The 22,891-nt window shown below is 64.1% G+C and carries 17 protein-coding genes; 6 read left to right on the top strand and 11 right to left on the bottom strand.

The annotated features are described in order from the left end of the window. Positions 1–63 precede the first annotated feature (63 nt). A complete protein-coding gene (locus ONR57_RS02940; RefSeq protein WP_265121393.1) occupies positions 64–1,086 on the bottom strand; it encodes a PDZ domain-containing protein in 1,023 nt (340 codons plus the stop codon). Positions 1,087–1,192: 106 nt separating this feature from the next. Between ONR57_RS02940 and ONR57_RS02945 the strand changes: the two genes are divergently transcribed. After that, positions 1,193–2,704 carry a zinc-dependent metalloprotease gene (locus tag ONR57_RS02945; protein WP_265121394.1) on the top strand — a complete coding sequence of 504 codons (1,512 nt, stop codon included), beginning with the start codon at positions 1,193–1,195 and terminating at the stop codon, positions 2,702–2,704. Here ONR57_RS02945 and ONR57_RS02950 read toward each other — a convergent pair whose 3' ends face one another. Continuing rightward, on the bottom strand, positions 2,705–3,421 hold the full coding sequence (locus ONR57_RS02950; RefSeq protein ID WP_265121395.1) for a M48 family metallopeptidase: 717 nt from the start codon (positions 3,419–3,421) through the stop codon (positions 2,705–2,707). A 193-nt stretch (positions 3,422–3,614) separates the two neighbouring features. Between ONR57_RS02950 and ONR57_RS02955 the strand changes: the two genes are divergently transcribed. Next, entirely contained in the window at positions 3,615–4,550 is a 936-nt protein-coding gene (locus ONR57_RS02955) for a cyclodehydratase (RefSeq protein WP_265121396.1), read from the top strand. Positions 4,551–4,620: 70 nt separating this feature from the next. After that, a complete protein-coding gene (locus tag ONR57_RS02960; protein WP_265121397.1) occupies positions 4,621–5,934 on the top strand; it encodes an AarF/ABC1/UbiB kinase family protein in 1,314 nt (437 codons plus the stop codon). Between the two features lie 13 nt (positions 5,935–5,947). Here ONR57_RS02960 and ONR57_RS02965 read toward each other — a convergent pair whose 3' ends face one another. From ONR57_RS02965 to ONR57_RS02975, 3 genes are all read right to left on the bottom strand, one after another. Beyond that, a complete protein-coding gene (locus ONR57_RS02965) occupies positions 5,948–6,199 on the bottom strand; it encodes a WhiB family transcriptional regulator (protein ID WP_265121746.1) in 252 nt (83 codons plus the stop codon). A gap of 241 nt (positions 6,200–6,440) precedes the next feature. Beyond that, positions 6,441–6,665: a hypothetical protein gene (locus tag ONR57_RS02970; protein ID WP_265121398.1), complete on the bottom strand. Its 225-nt coding sequence runs from the start codon at positions 6,663–6,665 to the stop codon at positions 6,441–6,443. A gap of 155 nt (positions 6,666–6,820) precedes the next feature. After that, positions 6,821–8,923 carry an ATP-dependent helicase gene (locus tag ONR57_RS02975; protein ID WP_265121399.1) on the bottom strand — a complete coding sequence of 701 codons (2,103 nt, stop codon included), beginning with the start codon at positions 8,921–8,923 and terminating at the stop codon, positions 6,821–6,823. 138 nt (positions 8,924–9,061) lie between these two features. On the opposite strand from ONR57_RS02975, the gene ONR57_RS02980 reads away from it, so the two are divergent. After that, positions 9,062–9,325 carry a mycoredoxin gene (locus ONR57_RS02980; protein ID WP_308198637.1) on the top strand — a complete coding sequence of 88 codons (264 nt, stop codon included), beginning with the start codon at positions 9,062–9,064 and terminating at the stop codon, positions 9,323–9,325. Between the two features lie 69 nt (positions 9,326–9,394). Here the strand turns inward: ONR57_RS02980 and nudC are convergent, their stop codons facing one another. From nudC to ONR57_RS03010, 6 genes are all read right to left on the bottom strand, one after another. Then, positions 9,395–10,327 (bottom strand): NAD(+) diphosphatase, encoded by a 933-nt coding sequence (gene nudC, locus ONR57_RS02985; RefSeq protein WP_265121400.1) that lies wholly within the window; start codon positions 10,325–10,327, stop codon positions 9,395–9,397. Beyond that, a complete protein-coding gene (locus ONR57_RS02990; RefSeq protein ID WP_374116375.1) occupies positions 10,312–11,403 on the bottom strand; it encodes a TrkA family potassium uptake protein in 1,092 nt (363 codons plus the stop codon). Before ONR57_RS02990 ends, nudC begins: the two co-directional genes overlap by 16 nt. An 89-nt stretch (positions 11,404–11,492) precedes the next feature. Continuing rightward, the gene (locus tag ONR57_RS02995; RefSeq protein ID WP_265121401.1) at positions 11,493–12,635 is read right to left on the bottom strand and encodes a trans-acting enoyl reductase family protein; all 1,143 of its coding nucleotides are present in this window, start codon (positions 12,633–12,635) and stop codon (positions 11,493–11,495) included. A 35-nt stretch (positions 12,636–12,670) separates the two neighbouring features. Beyond that, positions 12,671–16,108 (bottom strand): ATP-dependent helicase, encoded by a 3,438-nt coding sequence (locus tag ONR57_RS03000; RefSeq protein ID WP_374116376.1) that lies wholly within the window; start codon positions 16,106–16,108, stop codon positions 12,671–12,673. Continuing rightward, positions 16,108–19,482 (bottom strand): ATP-dependent DNA helicase, encoded by a 3,375-nt coding sequence (locus ONR57_RS03005; RefSeq protein WP_265121403.1) that lies wholly within the window; start codon positions 19,480–19,482, stop codon positions 16,108–16,110. The genes ONR57_RS03000 and ONR57_RS03005 overlap by 1 nt, the downstream gene beginning before the upstream one ends. A gap of 30 nt (positions 19,483–19,512) precedes the next feature. Beyond that, entirely contained in the window at positions 19,513–21,294 is a 1,782-nt protein-coding gene (locus tag ONR57_RS03010) for a condensation domain-containing protein (protein ID WP_265121404.1), read from the bottom strand. 459 nt (positions 21,295–21,753) lie between these two features. On the opposite strand from ONR57_RS03010, the gene ONR57_RS03015 reads away from it, so the two are divergent. Continuing rightward, entirely contained in the window at positions 21,754–22,593 is an 840-nt protein-coding gene (locus ONR57_RS03015) for an alpha/beta fold hydrolase (RefSeq protein WP_265121405.1), read from the top strand. Continuing rightward, positions 22,590–22,889: an MGMT family protein gene (locus ONR57_RS03020; protein ID WP_265121406.1), complete on the top strand. Its 300-nt coding sequence runs from the start codon at positions 22,590–22,592 to the stop codon at positions 22,887–22,889. Before ONR57_RS03015 ends, ONR57_RS03020 begins: the two co-directional genes overlap by 4 nt. The last annotated feature ends 2 nt before the right edge of the window (positions 22,890–22,891 follow it).

The raw sequence follows: 22,891 nt of genomic DNA on the forward strand, positions 1-22,891 counted from the left end.
GAAAACCGGGCGCTTTGCACGAAACCCCTAGCCAAAGCGAGTCGGCTGAGAGCGAAATCGCGTTCAGCACACCGCGACTTCCCCGCCGTCACGCAGTTCCGCTAACGCGTTGACTGCGTCATCGAGAGTGTCGACCCGCACGAGCGTGAGGTCGTCGGGCGCGAAGCTCAGTGCCTCCCGGCAGTTGGCACCCGGGACGAGAAACTCTGTGGCGCCTTCTTCTCGCGCAGCGATCAGCTTGTAGCGGATTCCGCCAATCGGTCCCACCGCACCGGTGGTGTCGATCGTCCCGGTGCCCGCGATAAAGCGGCCCCCAGTCAGTTCACCGGGTGTCAGCTTGTCAATCAGTGCCAGCGACAACATAAGCCCGGCGGACGGGCCGCCCACTTGTTCGACGTTGAAGGCCACCTCAAAATCGATCTGCGGCTCGTCAACCACAGCGATCCCAAGAATGCCCTGGTCGTCGTCCTCCGGATGCGAACCCAGCGCGATCGTCACGGTCCCCGGCTCGCCGGCCCGCAGAAAACCAACCTCCACCCGCGAACCCGGCGGCATACCCGCTAGTTCTTCGGGCACCTCGGCCGCCGAGAAGACGTCGGTGCCGTTAACGGTGGTGATCACGTCACCAGACTCGAGAAAACGCGCCGACGGGCTGGACTCGCTCACCTCGGCGACCTGAACCACGAACGGATAGTCGAGATGACGCAATGCAGCGCGTTCGGCTTCACGCTCGGAGCGTTCGAAATCAAGCCGGTTGATCTCGCGCACCTCTTCGTTGGTGCGCCCGGGCGGCACCACCTCATCGAGCGGAACAACCCCGTTGCGTCCGCCGATCCAGAAACCCAGCGCATCGAACAGCGAGAGTTCCGTGCGCACCGCCACGGTAGTCATGTTCAAATTCCCACCGAATTCGTCGGGCTCGATGCCCGTGAGTTCAATGATGTCGCGCCCGGAGAGCGTGCCCAGCGTGTTGTAGGTCGGTCCTGGACCGACTGCTGCGTACGGGACTTTCACATTGGCGCCCAGGGAACCGAAGACCACGATGGGCACAAGAGCCGCAATAAGCGTCACGATCCGGCGATTCACTCCGCCCAGAGTAGATGGTTCCCGCGCGCAGGTCGCGGCGCACCTGTTCGCCCAGGGCGTCACGGCTGAGCATCAGTGACCGAAGCTCGCCTTGTACCGTTGAGTCATGAGCGATACGCCCTTTGGATTCTCGCACTCCGACGACGACCCCGAGCGCCGAAAGAAGGACCGGGGTGAAGGCGGCGGTCAGGGCGGCGCTTCTGGTGGCCAGGGCTCCCAGGGCCCCGGATCTGGCGGTTCGGGTGACGCCAGCTCCGGTAACCCCTTCGGTGCCGGTGCCTTCGGTTTCAATCCTGGCGCATTCGACCCGGCAGCGCTGGGCAAGATGCTGAGCCAGTTCGGCCAGATGCTGTCGGGTATGGGCACCACAATGGGTCAGTCCGGCCAGAGTCCGGTCAACTACCAATTGGCAAAGAACATTGCGCGCCAGCACATCGGTACGTTCACCCCGGTTTCGGAACGTCAGCGCACCGCGGTCAAAGACGCGATCCACCTCGTTGACGTGTGGCTCGACGGCGCGACCACCCTCCCATCCGGGGCAACTCGCACCGCAGCATGGACGCCAAATGACTGGCTCGAGAACACCATCAGCACGTGGCCGCAGCTCTGCGATCCGGTAGCCGAGCAGATGTCCGGCATGTGGGTGAAGGGGCTGCCGGAAGAGGCCCGCGAGATGGTTGGCCCGATGATGGGGATCATCAAGCAAATGGGCGGGGCCGCGTTCGGCTCGCAACTCGGCCAGGGCCTCGGCCATCTCGCAAAAGAACTTCTGACGTCGACGGATATCGGACTGCCGCTCGGCCCGGCCGGCACCGCGGCTCTGCTTCCTGAAGCAATCGCGACCTTCGCGGAGGGGCTTGACTTACCGCACCGTGAGGTTCTTGTGTTCCTCGCCGCTCGGGAGGCTGCGCATCAGCGCCTGTTTAGCCACGTACCGTGGCTGCGCAGCCGAATCCTGGCGGCTGTCGAAGAGTACGCACGCGGCATTCACATCGATTTCAGCGCGATCGAGGAAGCCGCGCGCGGCATCGACCCGATGGCGCTCGCCAATCCGGCGGAGATCGAGAAACTCCTCCAGCAGGGCGCTTTCGAGCCCCAGAACACTCCTGAGCAGAAGGCGGCGCTGGAGCGGCTTGAAACGATGCTCGCGCTCATCGAAGGATGGGTCGAAACCGTCGTCTCCCAGGCCCTATCCGACCGGATACCCGCTGCGGCGGCGCTCACTGAAAATCTTCGCCGCCGCCGGGCCTCGGGCGGGCCGGCCGAGCAGACGTTCGCCAACCTCATCGGGCTCGAGCTGCGCCCGCGCCGCATCCGGGAGGCCGCACAGCTCTGGTCACAACTCGTGGCTTTCAGCAGTATCGAGCAGCGTGACGGCGTGTGGGCACATCCCGACCTACTACCCGACTCCAGCGACCTCGACAACCCGGCCGCGTTTGTCGACCGAGTGGTGGGAGGCGATACGTCGTTCTTCGAGGACGACCCGATCGCCCAGCTGCGGCGGACCGAAGAACAGGAGCGCTCGTCCGGCGGTAAGGGGAACGACGACGCCCCCAAAAACGACCCGGGCAGTGCAGGTGATGGCGAGGACGGGGACGACCGCCCAGCAGGCAACTGATCAGCGCTCCGCCGCGATCGCCCGATCGTCATCGTCGCACTCTGCTGCTTCGTCGGCGCCGTCAGTTTTCGCCGTGCTCATTCGCGAATAAGCCTCAAGAAAGCCGATGGCGCGCTCAGTCCGGGGAAAGCGATACACCTGTTCCCAGAATTCGGGCGGATGTCCCCCGGGCACGATCAAATGGACAAGTTCGTGCACCAGCACATAGTCGAGGACATAGTCCGGCACGGCGCGCAGCAGGGTGCTCACACGGATTGTGCCGTCTTCTGGTGTGCACGACGCCCACCGTGTCCGCATAGCCGGAACCCATCGCACTGAGACTGGCTCGGCGGCGCCATCCAGCCACCGCCACGACAGCTGCCGCGCGCGTTCGGCGAGACGAGCATTGTCGCGACCGCGATCTGTATCGCGCCTATCATCCGCTTTACGCAGCTTGGTGACCATACGTTCCACTAGTTCCGCTTCAGTGGACTCGGAAAGCCCGCTCGGCACCAGGACGACAATTCGATTGCCCTCCCGGCGGGCACTGATGGTCTTCCGCCTTCGCGGGCTCCGCCGGATCTCGATCTCAGCCGTGTCATACGCGGAGGAGGAATGCGCCTCTTGCCTCAGTTTTGGCTCATCCCGCGGAATGGTCTGAGTTCCTGCTGTTTGTGAACTTCCCGCATTGACGGGTGATGGGGCGGCACTGCGGGCCCGCCGCGATCCGTCGCTCATGATGTGAAGGATAGCGATCATCGGCCGAACCGTCCGCGTTCAGCCCATCGATTCTCGGTCGCCGGGCTCGTTTGAGAACCGAAGTGGCTGGTTGAGCGCCGAAACTGTGGATAAGTCGCAGCGGGCGCCCGAAGATCGGCAATCCTGTGGATAACTCACGGGCCTCCGTGTGAGAACGTGCGAAGCTTGCAGCGTGACGCCGAATGTGATGGCTGCCAGTGATCGCCAGTGCCTGCTCCTCGATCGCACCCGCCCGGTGCTCGTACGCCCCAGCGGTGACGTGCAGATTGGCTGGAATCCCGAGTCCACGCTGCTTATCACTCCCCCAGAGAGCTGCACAGCCGAGGTTCTTGCACGTTTGCTTCGCAGCCTCGACGGGTCCCGCACCATCGATGAGGTGGTGCGCCATGGTGAGCGTGACGGGATCACTAAGACCGCACTTATGGCGCTGCTCAGCCAGCTGCGCGACGCGGGTGCTCTGACGGCCGTGGTCTCCCCGACGGTTCGCAAACCGCCAGACGTCGCACTTGCTGGGCAAGGCCCAATAGCGGACGTGCTGCTGCGCGCGCTGCCGGAGCTCGGCGTTATCGTGACACAATTCACCACTCCTAATCAGCAGCGCACCCAGCAGCGCGTCGCACGGTTACGCCCGCTGCTGGTTTTGATCACCGATACATCACTTGCGAGCCCTGTATTCAGCGACTTCCTCACGCGTGAACGTCTCCCCAGCCTCGCCGTCCGGATACGCGACGGGCGCGGGCTGGTAGGCCCGCTCGTCCTTCCAGGACTTACGAGTTGCTTGCGATGCGCGGACCTGTATCGAACTGATCGAGATCCAGAGTGGCCGCATCTCGCAGCCCAACTGGCGGGCAGCGTCCCACACGCACCACCAGCGGCTGTTTATGCAGCAGCGGCGTACACGCTTAGCCAGATTCATACAATTCTCGCGGCGACTCGCCAGTCTCGTGAAGGCGCGGTACCACCTCATTCGCCGAAGCCGCCGCAGACCCTCGGAACCACCGTGGAGTTCGACGCGAGCGACTTTTCAATCGTCCCACGCGAATGGCCGCGGCATCCCTTGTGCGCGTGCTGGGGACAAGCTCCTGACAGCTCGCAACCCGCAGCGTGACGGGCCGCCCCTGTTCGACACGACAGAAGGGAAGTTGGGCAGTATCGCGAAATTCGGTAATGATGTGGGGGTGACTGCGATTCCCCGGGGCCGCGCCGCCCGCACTGCGAAACTCGCCAGACTGCCCCTCGGCTATGCAGGCCGGGCCGCTGCTGGCCTCGGGCGCAGGATTGCTGGGCAGAGCAGCGAAGAAGTCAGCGCGGAGATGGCGGCCAAGGCCGCCGAGCAGTTGTTCAACGTCCTCGGCGAACTCAAGGGCGGCGCGATGAAGCTGGGACAAGCTTTGAGCGTCTTCGAAGCTGCCGTCCCTGAGCATCTTTCAGCCCCCTATCGTGACGCTCTCACCAAACTGCAGCGTGATGCGCCACCGATGCGTCCGCAGCAGGTGCACAGGGTGCTCGACCAGCAGCTGGGGACATCGTGGCGCGAGCGCATCAGTGAATTTAACGACGCTCCAGCGGCGGCAGCGAGCATCGGGCAGGTGCACAAAGCCCGCTGGTCGGACGGGCGGGACGTCGCTGTCAAGATCCAGTACCCGGGCGCCGATGAGGCGCTTCGCTCAGATTTGCGCCAGATCGCCCGGCTCGCGCCATTGTTCAAACCGCTCGCACCCGGAACAGACATCCGATCCTTGGTGGAGGAGCTCACTGAACGCTCAGTCGAGGAACTCGATTATCGCCTTGAAGCGGATAACCAGCGCGCCTTCGCGCGCGCGTTCAACGACAGTCCCTACATCCGGATTCCTAAGGTTGTCGCAAGCGCACCGAAGGTGATGGTGACTGAGTGGATCGAGGGGGCGCCGCTGTCGCGAATCATCGCGGGGGGCAGTGCCGTTCAGCGCAGCCATGCTGCGCAGTTGCTGGCAGAGTTTGCCTTGTCCTCACCCGCGCTGGTGTCGCTGATCCATACCGACGCGCACCCAGGGAACTTCATGATCCTCGACGACGGGCGTCTCGGTGTTATCGACTTCGGCGCTGTCGTGCCACTGCCAGGTGGCTTCCCAACCGAGCTCACGAAGATGATCCAGCTTGCTGTCGCGGAACGCTACGGAGACCTGATCGGGCACATGGCCGAGGCAGGATTCCTTGCGGGTGAGCGCGCACCAGATGTCGATGACCTTGCACAGTTCCTGCACCCGCTCCTTGAGCCGCTTCGCACGGACTCATTCACTTTCTCCCGCGAATGGATGCAGGCCGTCGCTGCCCAATACTCTGATTGGCGCGGCAGTGAATTCCGTACTGCGCGGACATTCACGATGCCTGCGCAGTTCATGATGCTGCACCGGGTTCTGCTCAGCACGGTCGCGGTGCTGTGTCAGCTCGATGCGCACGTTCCTTTTGGCCAAATCGTGCGGCAATGGGTGCCGGAGGCGGTCATTCAGTGACCGCTTCCGGCACCTATGCGGCCGGGTTCGCCTTTCTCGGACGGCCTCGCGGCCGTTTCCGGGCGACGACTGTCCCCCGATCGAAAATTTCCCCGCCCCAGACGCCCCACGGCTCCTGACGGTCGAGAGCTAGTTCAAGACAGCGTGCGCGCACTGGACAATGTGCGCACAGCGACTTTGCATATTCCAGGTCTGCGGGGCTATCTGCGAACCACAGGTCGGGATCGCCCTGTCGGCACGGCAAAGCCCGGTGCCTGTCGGGCATGGCACGAACTACGGACAGGGAATCGGACGGTTCGACTTGGCTACTTCCAACGTCGATAGTCACGGTGATGCTCCTCGGGCTAGGTAAAGGTCTGTTTGTGCATTCCTTGACCAGCGGACCGGGGCCTCAGCAGCGAACCAGCGCGAAGTCGACGAAATAATCGTCACGCGCAATGTGATGACCAAGGCCACGGAACCGGCTGGCGGGTCCGTGGCCTCGTGTGCGGGAATCCCCTAAGTGACTAAGAAGGGATTCGCTGTGAGACCGTGATGGACCCTGGGGCGATCTGGCTGAATAGCTCTCGCTGTGCAGCGAGGGCGGGCGGCGCCGCCTTCGGTACCGTCAGGAAACGGTGACGCAACGTCGCTACGTTGCCCGCAGCTGCGGAGGAGGCGGGAGCAGCAGCCATAACGGCCCACGCATTGACACCAATGCCGTGGATCGCACCTGCGATTGCGTTGTCCACCTCACTCCTCCTCAGTCAGATCGGGAAGACACCTTGGGCCTGCCCGAGTAGTGACACGCGGTGAGACAGCAGAGCGTCCCCCGCGCGCCGGGTGTTAACAGACTAAACCTGGTCGCACTGACCGCACAACCTATTTTCTACCTGCGAAAACGCAATCAGCGTTGCCGGACACTGTCATTGACGACGGTGAGAACGTCAGCGCCGAAACGCTCGAGTTTCGCAGCGCCGATGCCCGGAATCATGCCGAGAGTCCGATTGTCAGCGGGCTGCCGCGCGGCAATCGCCGTCAGAGTCGCGTCCGTGAAAACCACATACGCGGGCACGTTGAGTTCGCGTGCCTTCTCGAGCCGCCATGCTCTGAGGCGTTCGAACCGATCTTCACCTGCGCTGTCGAGAGTGTCGCGCGAAGATTTCTGAACTCCCTTGGCGCCGGTCCCGCCCTTGCTGCGTGCTACGGCGTCAGCCGGGAGCAGCGGAGTAAGAAACCGGGAAGGCTTGCGGGTTTTTCGTCCGCCCTCACCGCGCGCCAGCGCCCAGGTCAGCGTCAAATGCTCCCGGGCACGCGTCACACCAACGTAGAAAAGCCGTCGCTCCTCTTCAATGGCACTCTCGGCCCCCGTCCCGTCACGGTCGCCTAGCGCATGCGAAATCGGCAATGTCCCGTCCGTAAGTCCCGCGAGAAACACCGCGTCCCATTCAAGGCCCTTCGCGGCGTGCAGCGACGCGAGGGTCACACCGTCAACCACAGGAGGCTGCCGCGACGCGGCGCGTTCGTCCAGTTCACCCGCTAGCTGTCGAAGCGTGAGGCCTTCATGTGTTTCGGCAAGATCGTCTGCTAGTCGCTCCAGCGCGGCAAGAGATTCCCACCGCTCCCGTGCCTGCTGACCCGCTGGTGGTGATTCAGTGAGGCCAATTGGCGCAAGCACTGCACGAACAACCTGGCTCAGCATTGCGTCCCCGGGAAGATCGTTACGTTCGGCTGCTGCACGCAGAGCACTCATCGCCTGCTTAATCTCCGAACGTGAAAAGAAGCCTTCACCGCCGCGGACCTGGAACGAGATCCCCGCTTCGGTAAGCGCCTCCTCATACACTTCAGATTGCGCATTAATGCGGAAAAGGATCGCAATTTCAGAAGCAGGCACACCGCGCTGCAGCAGCTTCTTCACACGACCAGCGATTCCCGCGGCCTCGCTCACTTCGTCATCGAACGAAACGAACTCCGGGTCGGGACCGCTCGGTCGCTGGCCGATCAAATCGAGCCGCATCCCCGCGATGCGGCCCTTCGCAGCACCGATCACCCGGTTTGCCAGCGTCACCACCTCGGGCGTCGACCGGTAGTCACGCACCAGCCGCACCACCGTCGCCTCCGGAAAACGTCGCGAAAAATTCAGAAGATACGCAGGTGATGCGCCTGTGAAAGAATAAATCGTCTGGTTTGCATCCCCCACCACCGTCAGATCGTCACGTGCGCCCAGCCACGTATCGAGCAACCGTTGCTGCAGCGGCGTCACATCCTGGTACTCGTCGACAAGAAACGAACGGTAACGATCACGGAACTCCTCGGCGATCACTGCGTTCTCCTCGAGTGCAGCCGCCGTGAAGATCAGCAAATCATCGAAATCCAGCAGCATGGTGTCACCCGACACTTTGAGCTGCTCATAGTTCTGATACACGCGAGTGAAGATCTCCGGCGGCGCGGGAGAATCACGCCCCTCCTCGGCGATCGCCGCAGCATAGTCGTCCGGGGCAATCAAACAAGACTTCGCCCACTCGATCTCCGCTGCGAAATCACGCACGCTATCCGGATCAGTAGACGCCCGGGCATGCTGAGCCGCTTGCCGGACTGCCGGAAACTTCCGGTCCAGCAACTGCCACGAACTATCGCCAATCACCCGGGGCCAGAAGTATCGCAACTGACGCAACGCCGCTGCGTGGAATGTGCGCGCCTGCACACTTCCGCACGAAGGATCCGCACCGCCAGCAGCCCCTAGCTCACGAAGCCTGGTCCGCATCTCGCCCGCGGCGCGCGACGTGAACGTCACCGCAAGCACCTGATTCGCTGCGACGTGCCCACCAGTGACGAGATGCGCGATCCGCCGCGTCACCGTCCGCGTCTTACCCGTGCCCGCCCCCGCGAGCACACACACCGGACCTCGCGGCGCGACAACTGCGGCACGTTGCTCAGGGTCAAGACCTTCCAGCAGATCAGTAGCGGATGAGCGCCCCGAAGGCGCGGACCGTCGAGACGTCGCGTGCATGGCCCCCATCATGACAGGCGGCTCTGACAATCAGCGGCGCGACAGCCGTCTCACAGCGAAAACCACCGCCGAGTGAAAATCCCCACACCTTACGCTCCACCGGAATGTTCGCGGCGCAACCAATAGTTCACTCTGATCGTGGCAGCGAACACAAACACCATCGAACAGCCCCTCACGATCTACTCGACGACGTGGTGCGGCTACTGCATCCGGCTGAAAAAGCAGCTCGACGCAGCAGGCATCGCCTACAAGGAAGTCGACATCGAGGTGAACGCCGACGCCGCGGAATTCGTCGGCCGGGTCAACAACGGAAACCACGTCGTCCCGACGATTGAATTCGCGGACGGACGGACCGCGACCAACCCGTCACTCGCCCAGGTCAAGCAAATACTCGGCAGCTAGCCGAGTCCGCACCCCACTCACCGGTGCCGAGTCCGCACCCCACTCACCGGTGCCGAGTCCGCACCCCGCTCACCGGTGCCGAGTCCGCACCCATGCAGACAGGATGCCGTGCGCAATCGAGACCGCGCCCGGCGCGGTGAAGCGCCGTTTACCCACGGCCGGTCCCTGGTTCACTGCGACCGCAGACTCGACCTCTGCCCTGTGGAACCAGCGCGCGTCCTCGATTTCTCCCGGTTCCGGGACGATCGGCGCGGCGGGATCGGCTACGGCGTGATAACCGAGCATCAGCGAGCGCGGAAACGGCCACGGCTGGCTCCCCAAATACCGGATTCCCTCCACGGCCACGCCAACCTCCTCAGCCACCTCACGCAGCACACACGCTTCAGCGGACTCGCCAGCTTCGACGAACCCCGCGAGCAGGGAGTAGCGGCCTTCGGGCCAAGTTGGCTGCCTCGCGAGCAAAACACGGTCCGCACCATCATGGACAAGGCAAATAACGGCTGGATCGGTGCGCGGGTAGTCTTCGCGGCCGCAACCGTCACACGATCGGGCCCAGCCCGCGGAGATGGCCTGCGTGCGCGCACCGCACGAGGGGCAGAAGCGCGCCGTGTCATGCCAGTTCAGCACCGCTTGTGCAGTGGTGAACAACCCTGCGTCGCGAGGTGTCAGCAACGACCCAGCGTCACGTAGCGTTGTGACGGGACCGGGCGGAAGTTCACGGCGCAGCGCCCACACGTGCCCAGTTACCGTCGCGCTGCTGTCTATCGCGATCAACACGGCTCCGCGCGGCGGCGCGGCACTAATCTCTGCGCCCCGAATGAGTTGCAGCCCCGCTGGCGTACCCGGTGCCTCGTTCGCGCGGTTCAGCGTGAGCACAGCAGAGTCATGCCAGCCAGTCGCAAGGACCGCGGCATTCGTGCGCAACTCCGCGGCTCGTTCGAGAGCGGAACGAGACAGCGCAGGCGTAGTCGCCAGTTCGAACGCTTCTAACCCGTTGGCCACTTTGGTTTCTCATCTGGTGCGCGGCGTATATGGAGGAGTCGATCGTTAGCTTCGACCATACCGACTGACGGCTGATCTACGCGCGTGAGCTGTCCGCCGCGAACGACAGCGAGCACAATGTCCGTCAGCTGCCGCGGTGATGAGCCGACCTCCTCTGGACGCACCGCGCGTTCCGCGATCGCGAATCCAACTTCCGGAGTGAGCAAGTCTTCGATCATTTCGACGACGTTCGGTGTCGTGGTAGCGATACCGAGCAACCGTCCCGCCGTCTCCGACGACACAACCACAGAATCCGCACCGGACTGCTTCACAAGGTGGGTGTTTTCCGCTTCGCGGACGGCAGCAACGATCTTCGCCCGCGGCGCTAGTTCGCGCGCCGTGAGCGTCACGAGGACAGCTGAATCGTCCCTGTTGGTAGCGATAATGATCGCGGCTGCGTGGGGTGCTCCCGCCAGTTTGAGGACATCAGATTTCGTCGCGGAGCCGTGCACCGTCACCAGACCGCGTGCCTGGGCCGACTCGAGCATCGCGGGGTCAGTGTCGACCACAACGATCTCGGTGGGCCGCACTCCGTCGCCGAGCATCGCATATACCGCCGTACGGCCTTTCGTTCCATAGCCCACGATGATGGTGTGATTGCGCACCTGTCGCCTCCAGCGCTGAATCCGCCACGCCTGCCGCGAGGTCTCTGTGAGTACTTCTAGGGTGGTACCGATAAGCAGGATGAAGAACATCACGCGCAGCGGCGTGATGAGAAAGATGTTCGTCGCCCGGGCAAACGGCGTAAGTGGGGCGATATCGCCATATCCGGTGGTCGAAAGGCTGACGGTCGCGTAATACAGGCAATCTAGATAGGTCAGTGGCGCGTCGACCGAGTTGGAATAGCCGTCGCGGTCGAAATACACCAGTGCGGATGTCAGCAGCAGCGCAGTAAGTGCCCCGGTCACGCGCCGCACAATTGATGCGATGGGACTGCGCTTCAGCTTCGGCATGGTGATGACGCCGACCAAAGCGTATTCCGGCCGCCCAGTTAGTGACTCCGCCGCCTCCCGGCGTATCCGGATAAGTCCCCGCACGCGGGGTAGCTTATCGCCCCAGCCGCACTGGCCAGTGCGGACAGCACACAACGACTCCTAGCTGTAATAGCTCGGTAATTGCGCTGCCCTCAGGAAACGGGCACGGTCCCAGGCTCCGCGACACCCAGGTGCAGGCAGGTGTCGCGGAGGACTCCCAGCCCATACGCCTGAACTGCCCCGAGTACACCGGTACGCCGGTGAACCGACCGGGCGCTCGCGTGAGACTCGACGGTTGCCGCCCATGCGAGCAACTCGGCCGTCAACTGATAACCATTCGGGCCGCTTAGCGTCACTTCGCTCAGCTTCTGCTTCGTTTTCGCGAAGACACGCGCCGTGACAATCACACCTGACTGGTCACGTTCGGGGCCGTCAGGTCCTGGTTTACCCAGCCCACCAAGATGGCTTCCCACCGATGTCACGATACGTTTCGCGCCAGGCAGCCGAGAGAGCACAGGTCCCGCTAAGCTCGCTCGGGAAAGCAGCGGTGACGCTTTACCGAACCAGCCGAGGTAAACGTCGAGTTCCTGCAGACTCGGAGAGATTTCCGGCAGCGTCAGATGCTCGGTCGTACCGATGCTGAAGCCGGAGTGCTTGCGGCCGTCCACGCGAAATGAGGTGCTGCGCGCGCCGGGACGTTCGGCACGCACACCGCTGCGAAACGTGAAGGAACGTTCTAGGCTGCTGCCGGCCAGCGACGCAACGGTGCCGCGACTGAGGGAACACAGTGAACCACCGGTCCGGAAGTAGCCGACCTCGAGTCGGTGCGGCACACCCATCTCGGCAGCACGTTCCAGCGCCCAGGCGCCAGCGAGTTGGCCAGTCACATACTCGTGTCCGAAGCCGGGCATGATCCGGGCTCCGCGTTGCGCGGCACGTGCCCCCAGCTTTTCGAAGGTCCAGCGGATGAAGGGCGGTTCGCCCGCCGAATCCAGGTAGGCGGCGCCCGCTTCCGCGGCGGCTTCGGCGACTGTGCGGCCATGCGCGTGAAAGGGCCCAACTGTCGTGACGATCACATCATCAGCGGAAATGGTTCGGCGCAGCGACCCGACGTCGTGGACATCAAGCACCATTGAGTACGGCGGGTCCGACGGTTTGATTTCCGCGGCACGGGCGTCGAGAGCTGCCCGGTTCCTGCCCACCAGAACTGGGACCTCGCCGCGTTCGATGAGTGCACGCGCAACGAGGCCGCCGGTGTACCCGGTTGCGCCGAAGAGCAGAATTCTTCTCGTCATATTGCCCGAGCCTAATCGGCCCTGCAGGCCGTGTTCTACCGCGCACCACTGTGTCGCGTGTCGCCAGGGTTCGCGAGCAGTTCGCGCAGTCCATCCCGATTGGGCAGGTCATGGGGCGAAATGGTGCGATTAGACCGGACATAGTGAAATGCAGCACGTACCTTCTCGAGCGCTACCGGCTCGCCCCGTGCGGCCATGAGGTCGGCCCAGGCGATGCGGTACGCCGCGAGTTGCATACTTACGGCAGCCTGATCACGAGGACCGGGTTCCTTCCCGGTCTTCCAGTCCACGACGCTATAGCCGCCGTCATCGTCGCGGAAAACAGCGTCGATCCGCCCCCGCAGCACGGTGCCGTTGATGGTTGTCTCGAAGGGAACTTCGACCTCGATTGGACTGCGCATCGCCCAGCGGGACGCGAGAAATGCGTCCTGCAGTTCTCCGAGATCAGCATCTGGGCTCGCTCCAGTGTCAGCGGCGCCTGGCAATTCGTCCAGGTCGAGCAATCGGGTGGCGCCGTAGCGGCGCTCGAGCCATGCGTGGAACGCGGTGCCGCGACGCGCGAGCGGGTTCGGCGGATACGGGAGTGGCCGGCGCAATCGCAGCGCGAGTTCTTGCGGGTCACTCGCGAGTTCAACCAGGTTGCTGACGGAAAGGTGTCGGGGCATCTCCACGACAACCTCGCGAGCGCGGCGCCGTTCCCGTTCCGCGAGCAGCGCATCCACGTCTGCTGCCCATTTCGCCCCGTCGGGGGTTTCTGGAGCCGCCGCGGGTGCGTCGCCTTCACCTCGAGCGTTCTGAAGTGCAGCTAAGACGCGTGCAGCGCCTTCCTCGACGTTCGCACGCTGCGCTCCGAGCGGGTCAATCGGCCACGTGCTGGTTCGCGCATTTGCGGTCAGCGGGTTTTCCGCGCCGTCGGGTGGTGTGTCCGCCCATTCCACAATCGTTGCACCGGAGCTGTCGGCATAGTCGCGCAGCTCTTCCAGAAAAGCAGACGGCCCTCTCGGCTTATCGCTGGTCTCCCCCCAATGGTGGCCGGAGACATACAGCGCACGCTCTGTTCGGGTGAGTGCCACGTACAGCAATCGACGTTCTTCGTCGAGCCCACGGGCTCGAAACTCGTCCTGGTGCCGCGTGATCGCCTCCTCGAGCTGTTTACGGTCGTGCACGTCGTCGAGCGTGAGTACCGGCACACCATCGGTGTCTCCCGAGACTGCCGGGTCTTCGGTACCGGCGTCTCGGCGGTCGCCGCGCAGCGAGGAAGGGAGCTGACTTATCGATGTCAGCCACGTCTCGGAGGCGGTGGACGACGGAAAGACACGGTCGACCAGGTGCGGTATCGCGACGACCTCCCATTCGAGCCCCTTAGCCGAATGCACAGTCAGGATCTGCACCCGGTCCGGCGCCACTCTCGTTTCGCCAGGTGTCAGGCCATTCTCGATGACCGCCGCCGCGTCGAGAAAAGACATCAAACCCGCGAGTGACGCCGCCGGCTGGCGGGCATAGCCAGCCACGACGTCAGCGAATGCGTCGAGGTGCTCGCGTCCCGCCCCCGGGACGGTCCCCTCCGCACGGAGTCCGCGGGTTTCCGTCTCGATACCGAGACCCATTGTGCGCTCAACATCAGCGACCAGCTCCGTGAGTGGCTGCCCTAACCGATCGCGCAATGAATTCAGCTCTCGAGCCAATTCAGTGATGCGCTGGTAACCGGCAGCAGAGAAATGTGCTTCGGGCCCAGGGTCGGCGATTGCGTCGGAAAGCCCCGGTTGCTCCGCCGATTCCCCGGGAAGCGCATCGTCAAGCGCGGCATCGAGCTCCGCTCGAGTCGTGACCGATATCGACCCGCCCCCCGCATGGACAGCGAGTTCACGAGCGCGCCGCCACAGCACGGCGAGGTCGGCGGCACCGATCCGCCACCGCGCGCCGGTGAGAATCCGCAACGCTGCGGTACCCGCTGCCGGGTCAGCGACAAGCCGCAGCATGGCGGCAAGATCCTGCACCTCAGGGGTCTCGAGCAAGCCGCCGAGCCCTACAACTTCCACGGGCAGGCCAACACCATGGAGTGCTTCGGCGAGTGCCGCGGCGTCTCGGTTGCGCCGGACCAGCACAGCCGCTGTTGGCGGCGACTCGCCCTGTTGCTGCGCACGTTCGTATTCGAGCTGAAGTTGCCGCGCCACCCAGCACCGTTCGCTCGCGATATCGGGAAAGAGCCCGACATGCACGTCACCGTCTGGTGCGGCTGGCCGCGGCTTGAGAACGGATACTGGAACTCCTCTGCGCCGCAAGGGTTCCGACACCTGGTTAGCGAGTGCTAGCGCACGTTCCGGGTTGCGCCAGCTCGTCAAGAGCTCGAGCCGGGGCGCGGGGGCTCCGCTGCCTTGCGGGAAGTCGGTGGCGAATCGTGGCAGATTAGCTGCGGACGCCCCACGCCAGCCATAGATCGACTGGATGGGATCACCTACTGCGGTGACCGCGAGCCCGGCGTCCATGCCGCGACCGAACAGGCCAGCGAGCAGAATCCGCTGCGAATGCCCCGTGTCCTGGTATTCATCAAGGAGCACGACACGAAAGCGCGTTCTTTCGGCGGCTCCGACTTCTGGGTGTGACGCGGCGAGTCGCGCGGCGAGAGCCATCTGACTTCCATAGTCCAGTGCGCCTTCTTCGCGCAATACTGCACGCAGGCGCTTCACGAGTGGCACAAGTTGCAGGCGCTGGTGCTGTGTCTCCAGCAATGACAGTAATCGCTGGCTGGGCGCTGCCCGCTGTCGCGGGCCTGCCGGCAGATAGTGGACGAGTTTTTCGAGATCGACGTGGGCGGTGCCGAGGTCGTCGATGTCTGCGAGGTGTTCGTCCAATGCCGCAGACAGTGAAAGGACGGCACTTGTGACTGTCGCTGGGGTGCGCTCAATGTCGAGTTCACCGTCCCACGTGCTGACAACGCGGTGCGCGATCTGCCACAGCTCGGTTTCGCTGAGCAACGTGGCCGACGGCTCGATGGGCAACCTCAGCGCGTGTTCGCCAAGGAGTCTGCCCGCATACGCGTGGTAAGTGCTGACCTCAGGCTCACTCATGCTGAGCTGTGCGCGCAATTGCCCGGACGGGTCTGCCGCGTGCACGAGACGGGTTCCCGCAAGTCGCGCCAGTCGGCTGCGGATCCGGGCGGAAAGCTGGTGGGCTGCTTTTCGCGTAAATGTCAGCCCCAGAACGTGTTCCGGTTGTACGAATCCGTTGGCGACCAGCCACACCACACGGGCCGCCATAGTTTCGGTCTTTCCGGCTCCAGCCCCTGCCACTACAAGCAAGGGCCCCGCCGGTGCTGCGATAACGGCTTGCTGTTCTGGGGTCGGCTCCGGCAGGCCGAGCGCGTGCGCGAGTTCCGTGGGCGCGAAGCGCGCGCGGCTGAAGTCTGGCACATCCTTCTTCCGAGCGGGGCGGGAGCGTCCCCGTTCAGCCCGTGTGTGTGGAGGCGCTGGCATTATTGCGTCACCTGCCGCCCGGTGTCCTGGGCTGGACAGCTCCCCCGAACGGGGCAGTGGCTACAGCTGTCACTCACACGGGCCTCGAAGGCAGGTCCTCGCGTTGCTGACGCAGCCTGCCGGATTACATCCGTCCAATGCTCGATCTGTTCGGGTGACAGTGGTGTTTGCGAGCGTTCGGCCGCCCCCGTGTTCTTATGTGTTTTCGCGACGAACACGAGGCGCGCACCGCCCGGCGGGGCTGCGGGTTCACCGTGCACGAGCCCCGCTGCAGCGGCGACTTGGTAGGTGGCAAGCTGCGCATGTTCAGTGGCCGCGGCTGAGCTGACCGGTGTCCGCGCCGTTTTCACATCGACGATCACGGGCCGTCCGTCATTGTCGTACTCGAGCCGATCGATACGGCCGCGCAGCCGCACATCCGGTTCTGTACCGCCGGAGCCGGGCAGCACGCCGTCCACCGCAACTTCAACTCCCGCCTCCGTAAGCTCGGTGCGGGATTGCCGGAGCCATGCGGAGAAGTTGGAGATCATGCTGTCCATGCGAGCCCGCTCGTGCCGGGCGTACCACGGCGATCCGACGTCGACCTTCTCCCACGCGCGCACCAGAGCATCCCGGACCTGTGTCTCGTTCAGATTCCCGGCGACCGCCTGCGCAAGCGTGTGAACGAGTACGCCTTTAACCGCGCTGGTGTCGCTACTGTCTCTACCGCCGTGACGCTCGAGCAGCCAGCGCAGCGGGCAGGTGACGAGCTGATCCACAGTAGACGGCGAGAGGGATACCGGCCCGTCCGCTTCGAGCCAAAGGTGACGATCGGTCGACACCGGCGCAAGTCCGTACCACTGAGAAGGATGCGCGCCGGCAACGCCCGCCTCAGCGAGTCTGGCAAGCTGGCATGCCGCATCGGTTTTTCGTTCGTTTGATTCAGATGGTGAGCACACCACAGCCCGTAGCTTCGCGACTAACGCGGGAAGCGCCAGCACCGTTTCCCCCGTGCCATCGTCGACGAGGTGTGCCTGTGCTGCAGGCGCGTGATCCTCGCCGGTGTCGTCCGAGCCTCCTGGGCCCAGCTCATCGAGGAACCTGGACGGGGCCAGGTCGGACTGACCAGCAACGCTCTGGGCCGCTGTCACGAGTAGCACTCGTCTTGCGCGCGCACAGGCAAGGAGGAAGAGTCGGCGCTCATCTGCGAGGATGGGGGCCACGCGGGAGACCGGGACCGCGGGCTCTCCGGTGACATCGCGGTGGAGTACACCATCCAAATCGTCTGTGCCGAGCACGCTGCCGCGACCGCGCAGCGAAGGCCACGTGCCTTCCTGCACTCCCGCTACCGCGACAACGTCCCACTCACTTCCCGCAGCGGCGTGCGCACTCAGTAGCGTCACAGCCTCCGGTCCCGCAGCTTTTCGCACAATCGGTTCGGCAGGCAACTCTTGGTGGGCGATGTACTCGGTGAATCCACTGACTGACGCTGCAGGCAGCCGATCAACATAGTTCCCGGCGGCCTCAAATAGCGCGACGACGGCGTCGAGGTCGCGATCGGCCTGGGCACCCACCGCCCCATCCCGCAATGCCTGCCGAACCCAAAGAGTCTCGAGTCCGGCGGCCCGCCAGACCTCCCACAGCAACTCCTCCACACCGCGATTGCGCTCACGCGCCTTCCACGCACGCCGAAGCACCTTCCGAACACGGTTCACCGGTTCCGCTTCGACTTTCGTCAGGGACTCGAGCAAGGCCGCGTCAGAGTCCCCGGCAGCTGATTGCGACGCATCCAAATCACGCGCGCATACGAGACTGGCAAGAATGTCCGCGGATTCGCGTTCCCCTCCACGCGCGAGTTCGGCACGGCGGACACCACGGCGCAACCGGCGCAGTGTCAGCGGGTCCGCGCCACCGATCGGCCCGCACAGCAGCTCGACGGCTTCCTCCGGACTCAGCACGGCGCGGTCGCTAGAGGCTGGCCCGCCCACCGCCTTGAGAACGAGCAGAAGCGCGCGCGACGCGCGCTGCCGCGCCAGCGGAAGTTCCGGCACCGGAGTCTTCACCGGGACTCCCGCACCGAGCAAGGCTCGCCGGATTGGTGCGGAGAACTGTGGCACCGAACGAACGATTACCGCCATTCGTGACCAGGGCACCCCTTCGTGCAGGTGGGCACGGCGCAGCGTGTCAGCTATGACGGCCGCCTCACGAGCCGGGGAACTGAGAATACGCACCCGCACACGCCCTGATGCGGCGGACGGCCCAGCCGACAAAGCCTTGCGCTGCGGCTGGGCGCCGGGAAGCCGGGCAGCGAGCCTGCCGATGCACTCGACTATTTCGGGCGCACTGCGCCGATTCTCCCCCAGAATGATCTGTGTGGCTCCGGGCGTGTCATTGAGACCTTCGAGGAATCCCGGATCCGCGCCGCGGAAGCGGAACACCGCCTGATCACTGTCACCTGCAATCAGTGTCAGCTCGGAGCCGCGGCCGATCAATTCGATCAAGCCAGCAGCTTGCGGATCCACATGCTGAGCATCGTCCACCAGCAGGAAGCGCACGCGCTGACGTTCGCGAGTCAGCAGCGCATCGTCGACGACCAGCGCTGTCACCGCCGAACTCACGAGTTCCGCGGCGTCGAGCGCGGGTGCCGTGGCCTGGGGCGCTTCCATACCGACCGAGCCACGCAAGAGGGAACTCTGCTCGTACACCGCGGCAAACCGGCCGGCCGCAACCCATGCTGGCTTGCGGTGCTTGCGCCCCATTTTCACGAGGTCCTCCGGCCCCAGCCCGCGCTCCGCGGACCGCCGCAGCAAGTCACGCAGCTCGGATGCGAATCCAGCGAGGCTCAGCGCTGGACGAAGCTCTGACGGCCAGTAATCAGCGTCGTCCTCAATGTCGCCACGAAGGAGTTCACGGAAGACCGCGTCTTGTTCAGCGCTCGTGATCAGCCGTGGCGGCGGGTTTCCGTACTGTGCGGCCTGCAGGCGCAGAATTGCGAACGCGTACGAGTGAATGGTGCGAACGAGCGGCTCCCGCGTCGCGCGGGGCGCTGCTGCGGACGCGCCCGCAAGCAGCGCACCGGTGATGACGTCACGCATCGCGATGCTGGCCCCACGAGACTGTGTGAGCACAAGAATCGACTCCGGATCCACGCCCGCAGCCATAGCGGCGACCGCCACATCCGCGATGAACGAGGTCTTACCCGTCCCCGCGGCACCCAGCACCTGCACAGGGGCCCAATCGGGTGTCCCCGTGGCACGCCCCTGGGCGGTACCGCCAGTTACGCGCTCAAGCAGCGCTTGCGCAGCACCGTCCCAGGCACGGGATGTCTGTTCAGGTTGCGGCGCGCCAACAAGCCGGATCTGAACGTCGTCCGCCAGCGCTTGTCGTGCAGTCATGCGCTACATGACACCACGAGGGTCTGACATTTATGCGCTGAGTTCCCGGGTGTTGTGCGGCGGACGGTTCTTGCTGCGGCTAAGAGTCGGCAGCACTGTCTCAGCGAGGCGCTGCGCAGACGTAACATCCATCTTTCCGGCGGCGTACGTCAGCAGCGCGAGAGCGAGGTCACTGCCTGCGCCCAAAGTCGACCCGGTCGCGCGCGAAGCAAGCTGGCCAGCGCGTCCGACAATCTCCGAGTATTTGTTGTCCTGCGGCGGCGCGATTGCACTCCCGTGACCGGCAAAGCTCATCACACGCTCGAGTGAACTGGTCTTCCGATGCGGGAGGAGCAGACCGCGCTCTCGGTCAGTGAGCACGTCGATGTCACTGACAGGGAGGTCCGGGTGAGTTGCGATCCCCGTGAGCAGCCGCTGAAAACGCTGCACAATTCCGACGATCGTCGACTCATCGAAGAGTTCAACGGCGTACACCATGGAGGCAGTGATTCCGCTGGCTTCGCCATTGTGTCCGAGCGTCTCGGTAAGAACGAGTTCTAAATCACAATCAGCTGCTTTTGCTTCAAGCCCGCCAATGGCGACATCGAGTCCCGCGATCGAAGTCATCTGCTGCTCTTCGTCGTGCAGCGAAAGCATCACCTGAAACACCGGATGATGCGAGGGCGATCGCGGAATGCCGAGCACCTCAACCAGCCGCTCGAACGGTGTCTCCGCGTGGCTGAATGCCTCCAAGTTGCGTTGCTGTGAGCGGCTCAGGAGATCGCAGAAGCGCTCCGACTCGATCACCCGGCTGCGCAGCGCCAAGGTGTTGCCAAACATGCCGACGATGGGGTCAAGCGAATCGTCAGCCCGCTTGTCGACAGGCGTACCGATGATGATGTCGTCAGTCGCACAGAGTTTAGACAGCAATACAGCGAAGGCACTCTGAAGCACCGTGAACATCGGGACGGCTTGGCTCGCGGCAATTTGCTGCAGACTCGCATGTACCTGCGGGCCGAGGTAGAAATCCACCGACTTACCGCAAAGCGACTGAAAAGCGGGGCGCGGCCGGTCCAGCGGCAGCCGCAACACTTCCGGCGAACCTTCCAGTTCAGCGCGCCAGAACTCGATTTCCCGGGCGATCACGCTGTCCGGATCGGTTTCCTCGCCAAGCAGCTCCCGTTGCCACAGTGCGTAGTCCGCGTACTGAAGCGGGAGCGCCGACCAGTCCGGCGCGGTTCCCTCGCAGCGCGCCTCGTACGCCTGAAACAGGTCGCGTAACAGATGCCGCAGCGAGGCTCGATCCGCGGCGATGTGATGGACGACGAGAGTAAGGATGTACTCCCCCTCCGCCATCCGGAAGAGACGAGTACGGAAAGCAACCTCGTTCGTCAGGTCGAAGCCCTGCCGCGCGAACTTCAGAATCGCACCGGCGGGATCCTCCGCGTCACCGAAGTCGAGATCCACTGGCGTCATATCGACGGTGATTTCGCTGGACGGCACGATCGTCTGGTACGGTCCATCAGCCGACGCCGGAAATATCGTCCGCAGAACCTCGTGTCGTTCGATCAGATCGCGCACAGCAGCGGTCAGGGACGCGCCGTCGACGTCCCCAACGAGCTCGACAGAGATCGGCACGTTGTGCACTGGCGAGTATGGGTCGAAACGGTTGATCAGCCACAACCGCTGCTCGCCCAGCGAGAGCGGAATGCGTTCAGGACGCTGCCTGCCAGACAGCGTGGGACGCTGCGACGCGGCGAGTGCTCCATCGGCACATGCGCTGCGCTGACGGCTCACGGGCACGGCGGCAAAGGTGTCTGGTGCGTCGTTCATAATCAGGCGCTCCTCGCTGAGTGTCCGCTGCTGCCTGCGGTGCAGCTCGCTGATGACAGTGAGATCACCACCACAGATCGGTGGTGATCGCGTAACGATCCGGTGCGGCGCACCGATTTCGTCACCAATGCAGGGTGTGGAGACATGCACTGTGAACGCACGTCACCGGAAAGCGGAGCCGACAGCTCAGAACGCCCTGTGGCGACCCCGCGAGAATGCGCGGCGGTACCGGCGGTCGGAACCATATCTGAACTACTCCACTCGTCGTGTAACCCCGAAGGTTAGCATTGCGTGACCCACGTGTGATCAGCGTACAGTCCACGTCATTTCGTCCGGGTTAATTCCCCATCAGCGAATCGGTGATTCGCTGTAATTGCTCGCGGAGCGGGACGTGTTGTGTCTGCTGCATCACAATGCGGTAACCGGCATAACTGTACCTGTTCACAGTTAGAGATCACTATGGCAAATTTCGCTACACCGCTAAACGTGTACGAGTTCGGTCCTGAAGAGCCGCCGCCTGACGGCGCTGCGACGGGTTCACGAGCTGCATCCGCACCCGCAATTCTCGCGTTGCACGGTCTCACCGGCCACGGGCTGCGCTGGCAGCACTTCGCGCGTGATCAACTCGCCGATTACCGAGTCATTGCTCCTGACCTGCGCGGCCACGGGCGGTCCCCCTGGGTGCCGCCGTGGACGATCGAGCAGCACGTAGCGGACCTGACCGCGATTCTCAGGCACCTCGACCGAGCGGTGATTGTCGGTCATTCATTCGGCGGAAACCTCGCTGTGCATCTCAGCCGCGCGATGCCCGAAAGGGTCGCCGGGCTGGTTCTGCTCGATCCCGCAGTGGAACTCGAGCCAGCGTGGATGCTGGAGCTTGCGGACGCGACAACCTACTCCCCCGACTACACCGACCGGGCGGAAGCGCGCAGCGACAAACTCAGTGGCGCATGGCGCGGTGTTGCCCGGGAGGTCCTCGAGCGGGAACTCGACGAACATCTTGTAACGCTGCCTACCGGCCGCGTGAATTGGCGTATTGGTATGCCAGCGGTGATAGCTACCTTTGGGGAACTCGCGCGCACCCGAGTCCTGCCACCCACAGGGACCCCGACTGTGCTCGTCGTGGCCAAGCACGCGTCGCCGCCGTTCGTCACCCCGGCGTTTCGCGCTGCTCTCGCCGCTGCCCTCGGGAACGCACTCACCGTGTTCGACGCCGACACAGACCACATGGTCGCCCAAGAAGACCCGCTCCTTACGGGGCGCGCGATCCGAACCATTCTCGAAGGCCTCGCCCCATGAGCCCAGCGCTTACTGGTGAGATCGTCGAGCGGGTCCGCACACTCGTCGAAGCCATTCCGCCCGGTCAGGTGGCGACGTACGGCTCGATCGCCCAGGCTGCGGGGCTGCGCTCGGCCCGCACCGTTGGATTCATTTTGCGAACTGACGGCAGTGACGTTCCATGGCACCGCGTGGTCCGCGCGGATGGTGTGCTGCCCGCGCACCTCGCCACGAAGCAGACGGCCTTGCTGACGGCGGAGGGTGTGATAGTGAGGGACGGGCGCGTGGACATGCAGGCACACCGCTTCCGCGGATGACG

It is taken from the genome of Hoyosella sp. YIM 151337, assembly GCF_026041215.1.
GTDB lineage: Bacteria > Actinomycetota > Actinomycetes > Mycobacteriales > Mycobacteriaceae > Hoyosella.

Excerpts from the sequence above, each read along its gene's own strand:
- ONR57_RS02945 (WP_265121394.1), top strand. The coding sequence starts at position 1,193 with ATGAGCGATACGCCCTTTGGATTCTCGCACTCCGACGACGACCCCGAG.
- ONR57_RS02950 (WP_265121395.1), bottom strand. The coding sequence starts at position 3,421 with ATGAGCGACGGATCGCGGCGGGCCCGCAGTGCCGCCCCATCACCCGTC.
- ONR57_RS02965 (WP_265121746.1), bottom strand. The coding sequence starts at position 6,199 with ATGCCCGACAGGCACCGGGCTTTGCCGTGCCGACAGGGCGATCCCGAC.
- ONR57_RS02975 (WP_265121399.1), bottom strand. The coding sequence starts at position 8,923 with ATGCACGCGACGTCTCGACGGTCCGCGCCTTCGGGGCGCTCATCCGCT.
- ONR57_RS02995 (WP_265121401.1), bottom strand. The coding sequence starts at position 12,635 with ATGACGAGAAGAATTCTGCTCTTCGGCGCAACCGGGTACACCGGCGGC.
- ONR57_RS03000 (WP_374116376.1), bottom strand. The coding sequence starts at position 16,108 with ATGCCAGCGCCTCCACACACACGGGCTGAACGGGGACGCTCCCGCCCC.
- ONR57_RS03005 (WP_265121403.1), bottom strand. The coding sequence starts at position 19,482 with ATGACTGCACGACAAGCGCTGGCGGACGACGTTCAGATCCGGCTTGTT.
- ONR57_RS03010 (WP_265121404.1), bottom strand. The coding sequence starts at position 21,294 with ATGAACGACGCACCAGACACCTTTGCCGCCGTGCCCGTGAGCCGTCAG.
- ONR57_RS03015 (WP_265121405.1), top strand. The coding sequence starts at position 21,754 with ATGGCAAATTTCGCTACACCGCTAAACGTGTACGAGTTCGGTCCTGAA.
- ONR57_RS03020 (WP_265121406.1), top strand. The coding sequence starts at position 22,590 with ATGAGCCCAGCGCTTACTGGTGAGATCGTCGAGCGGGTCCGCACACTC.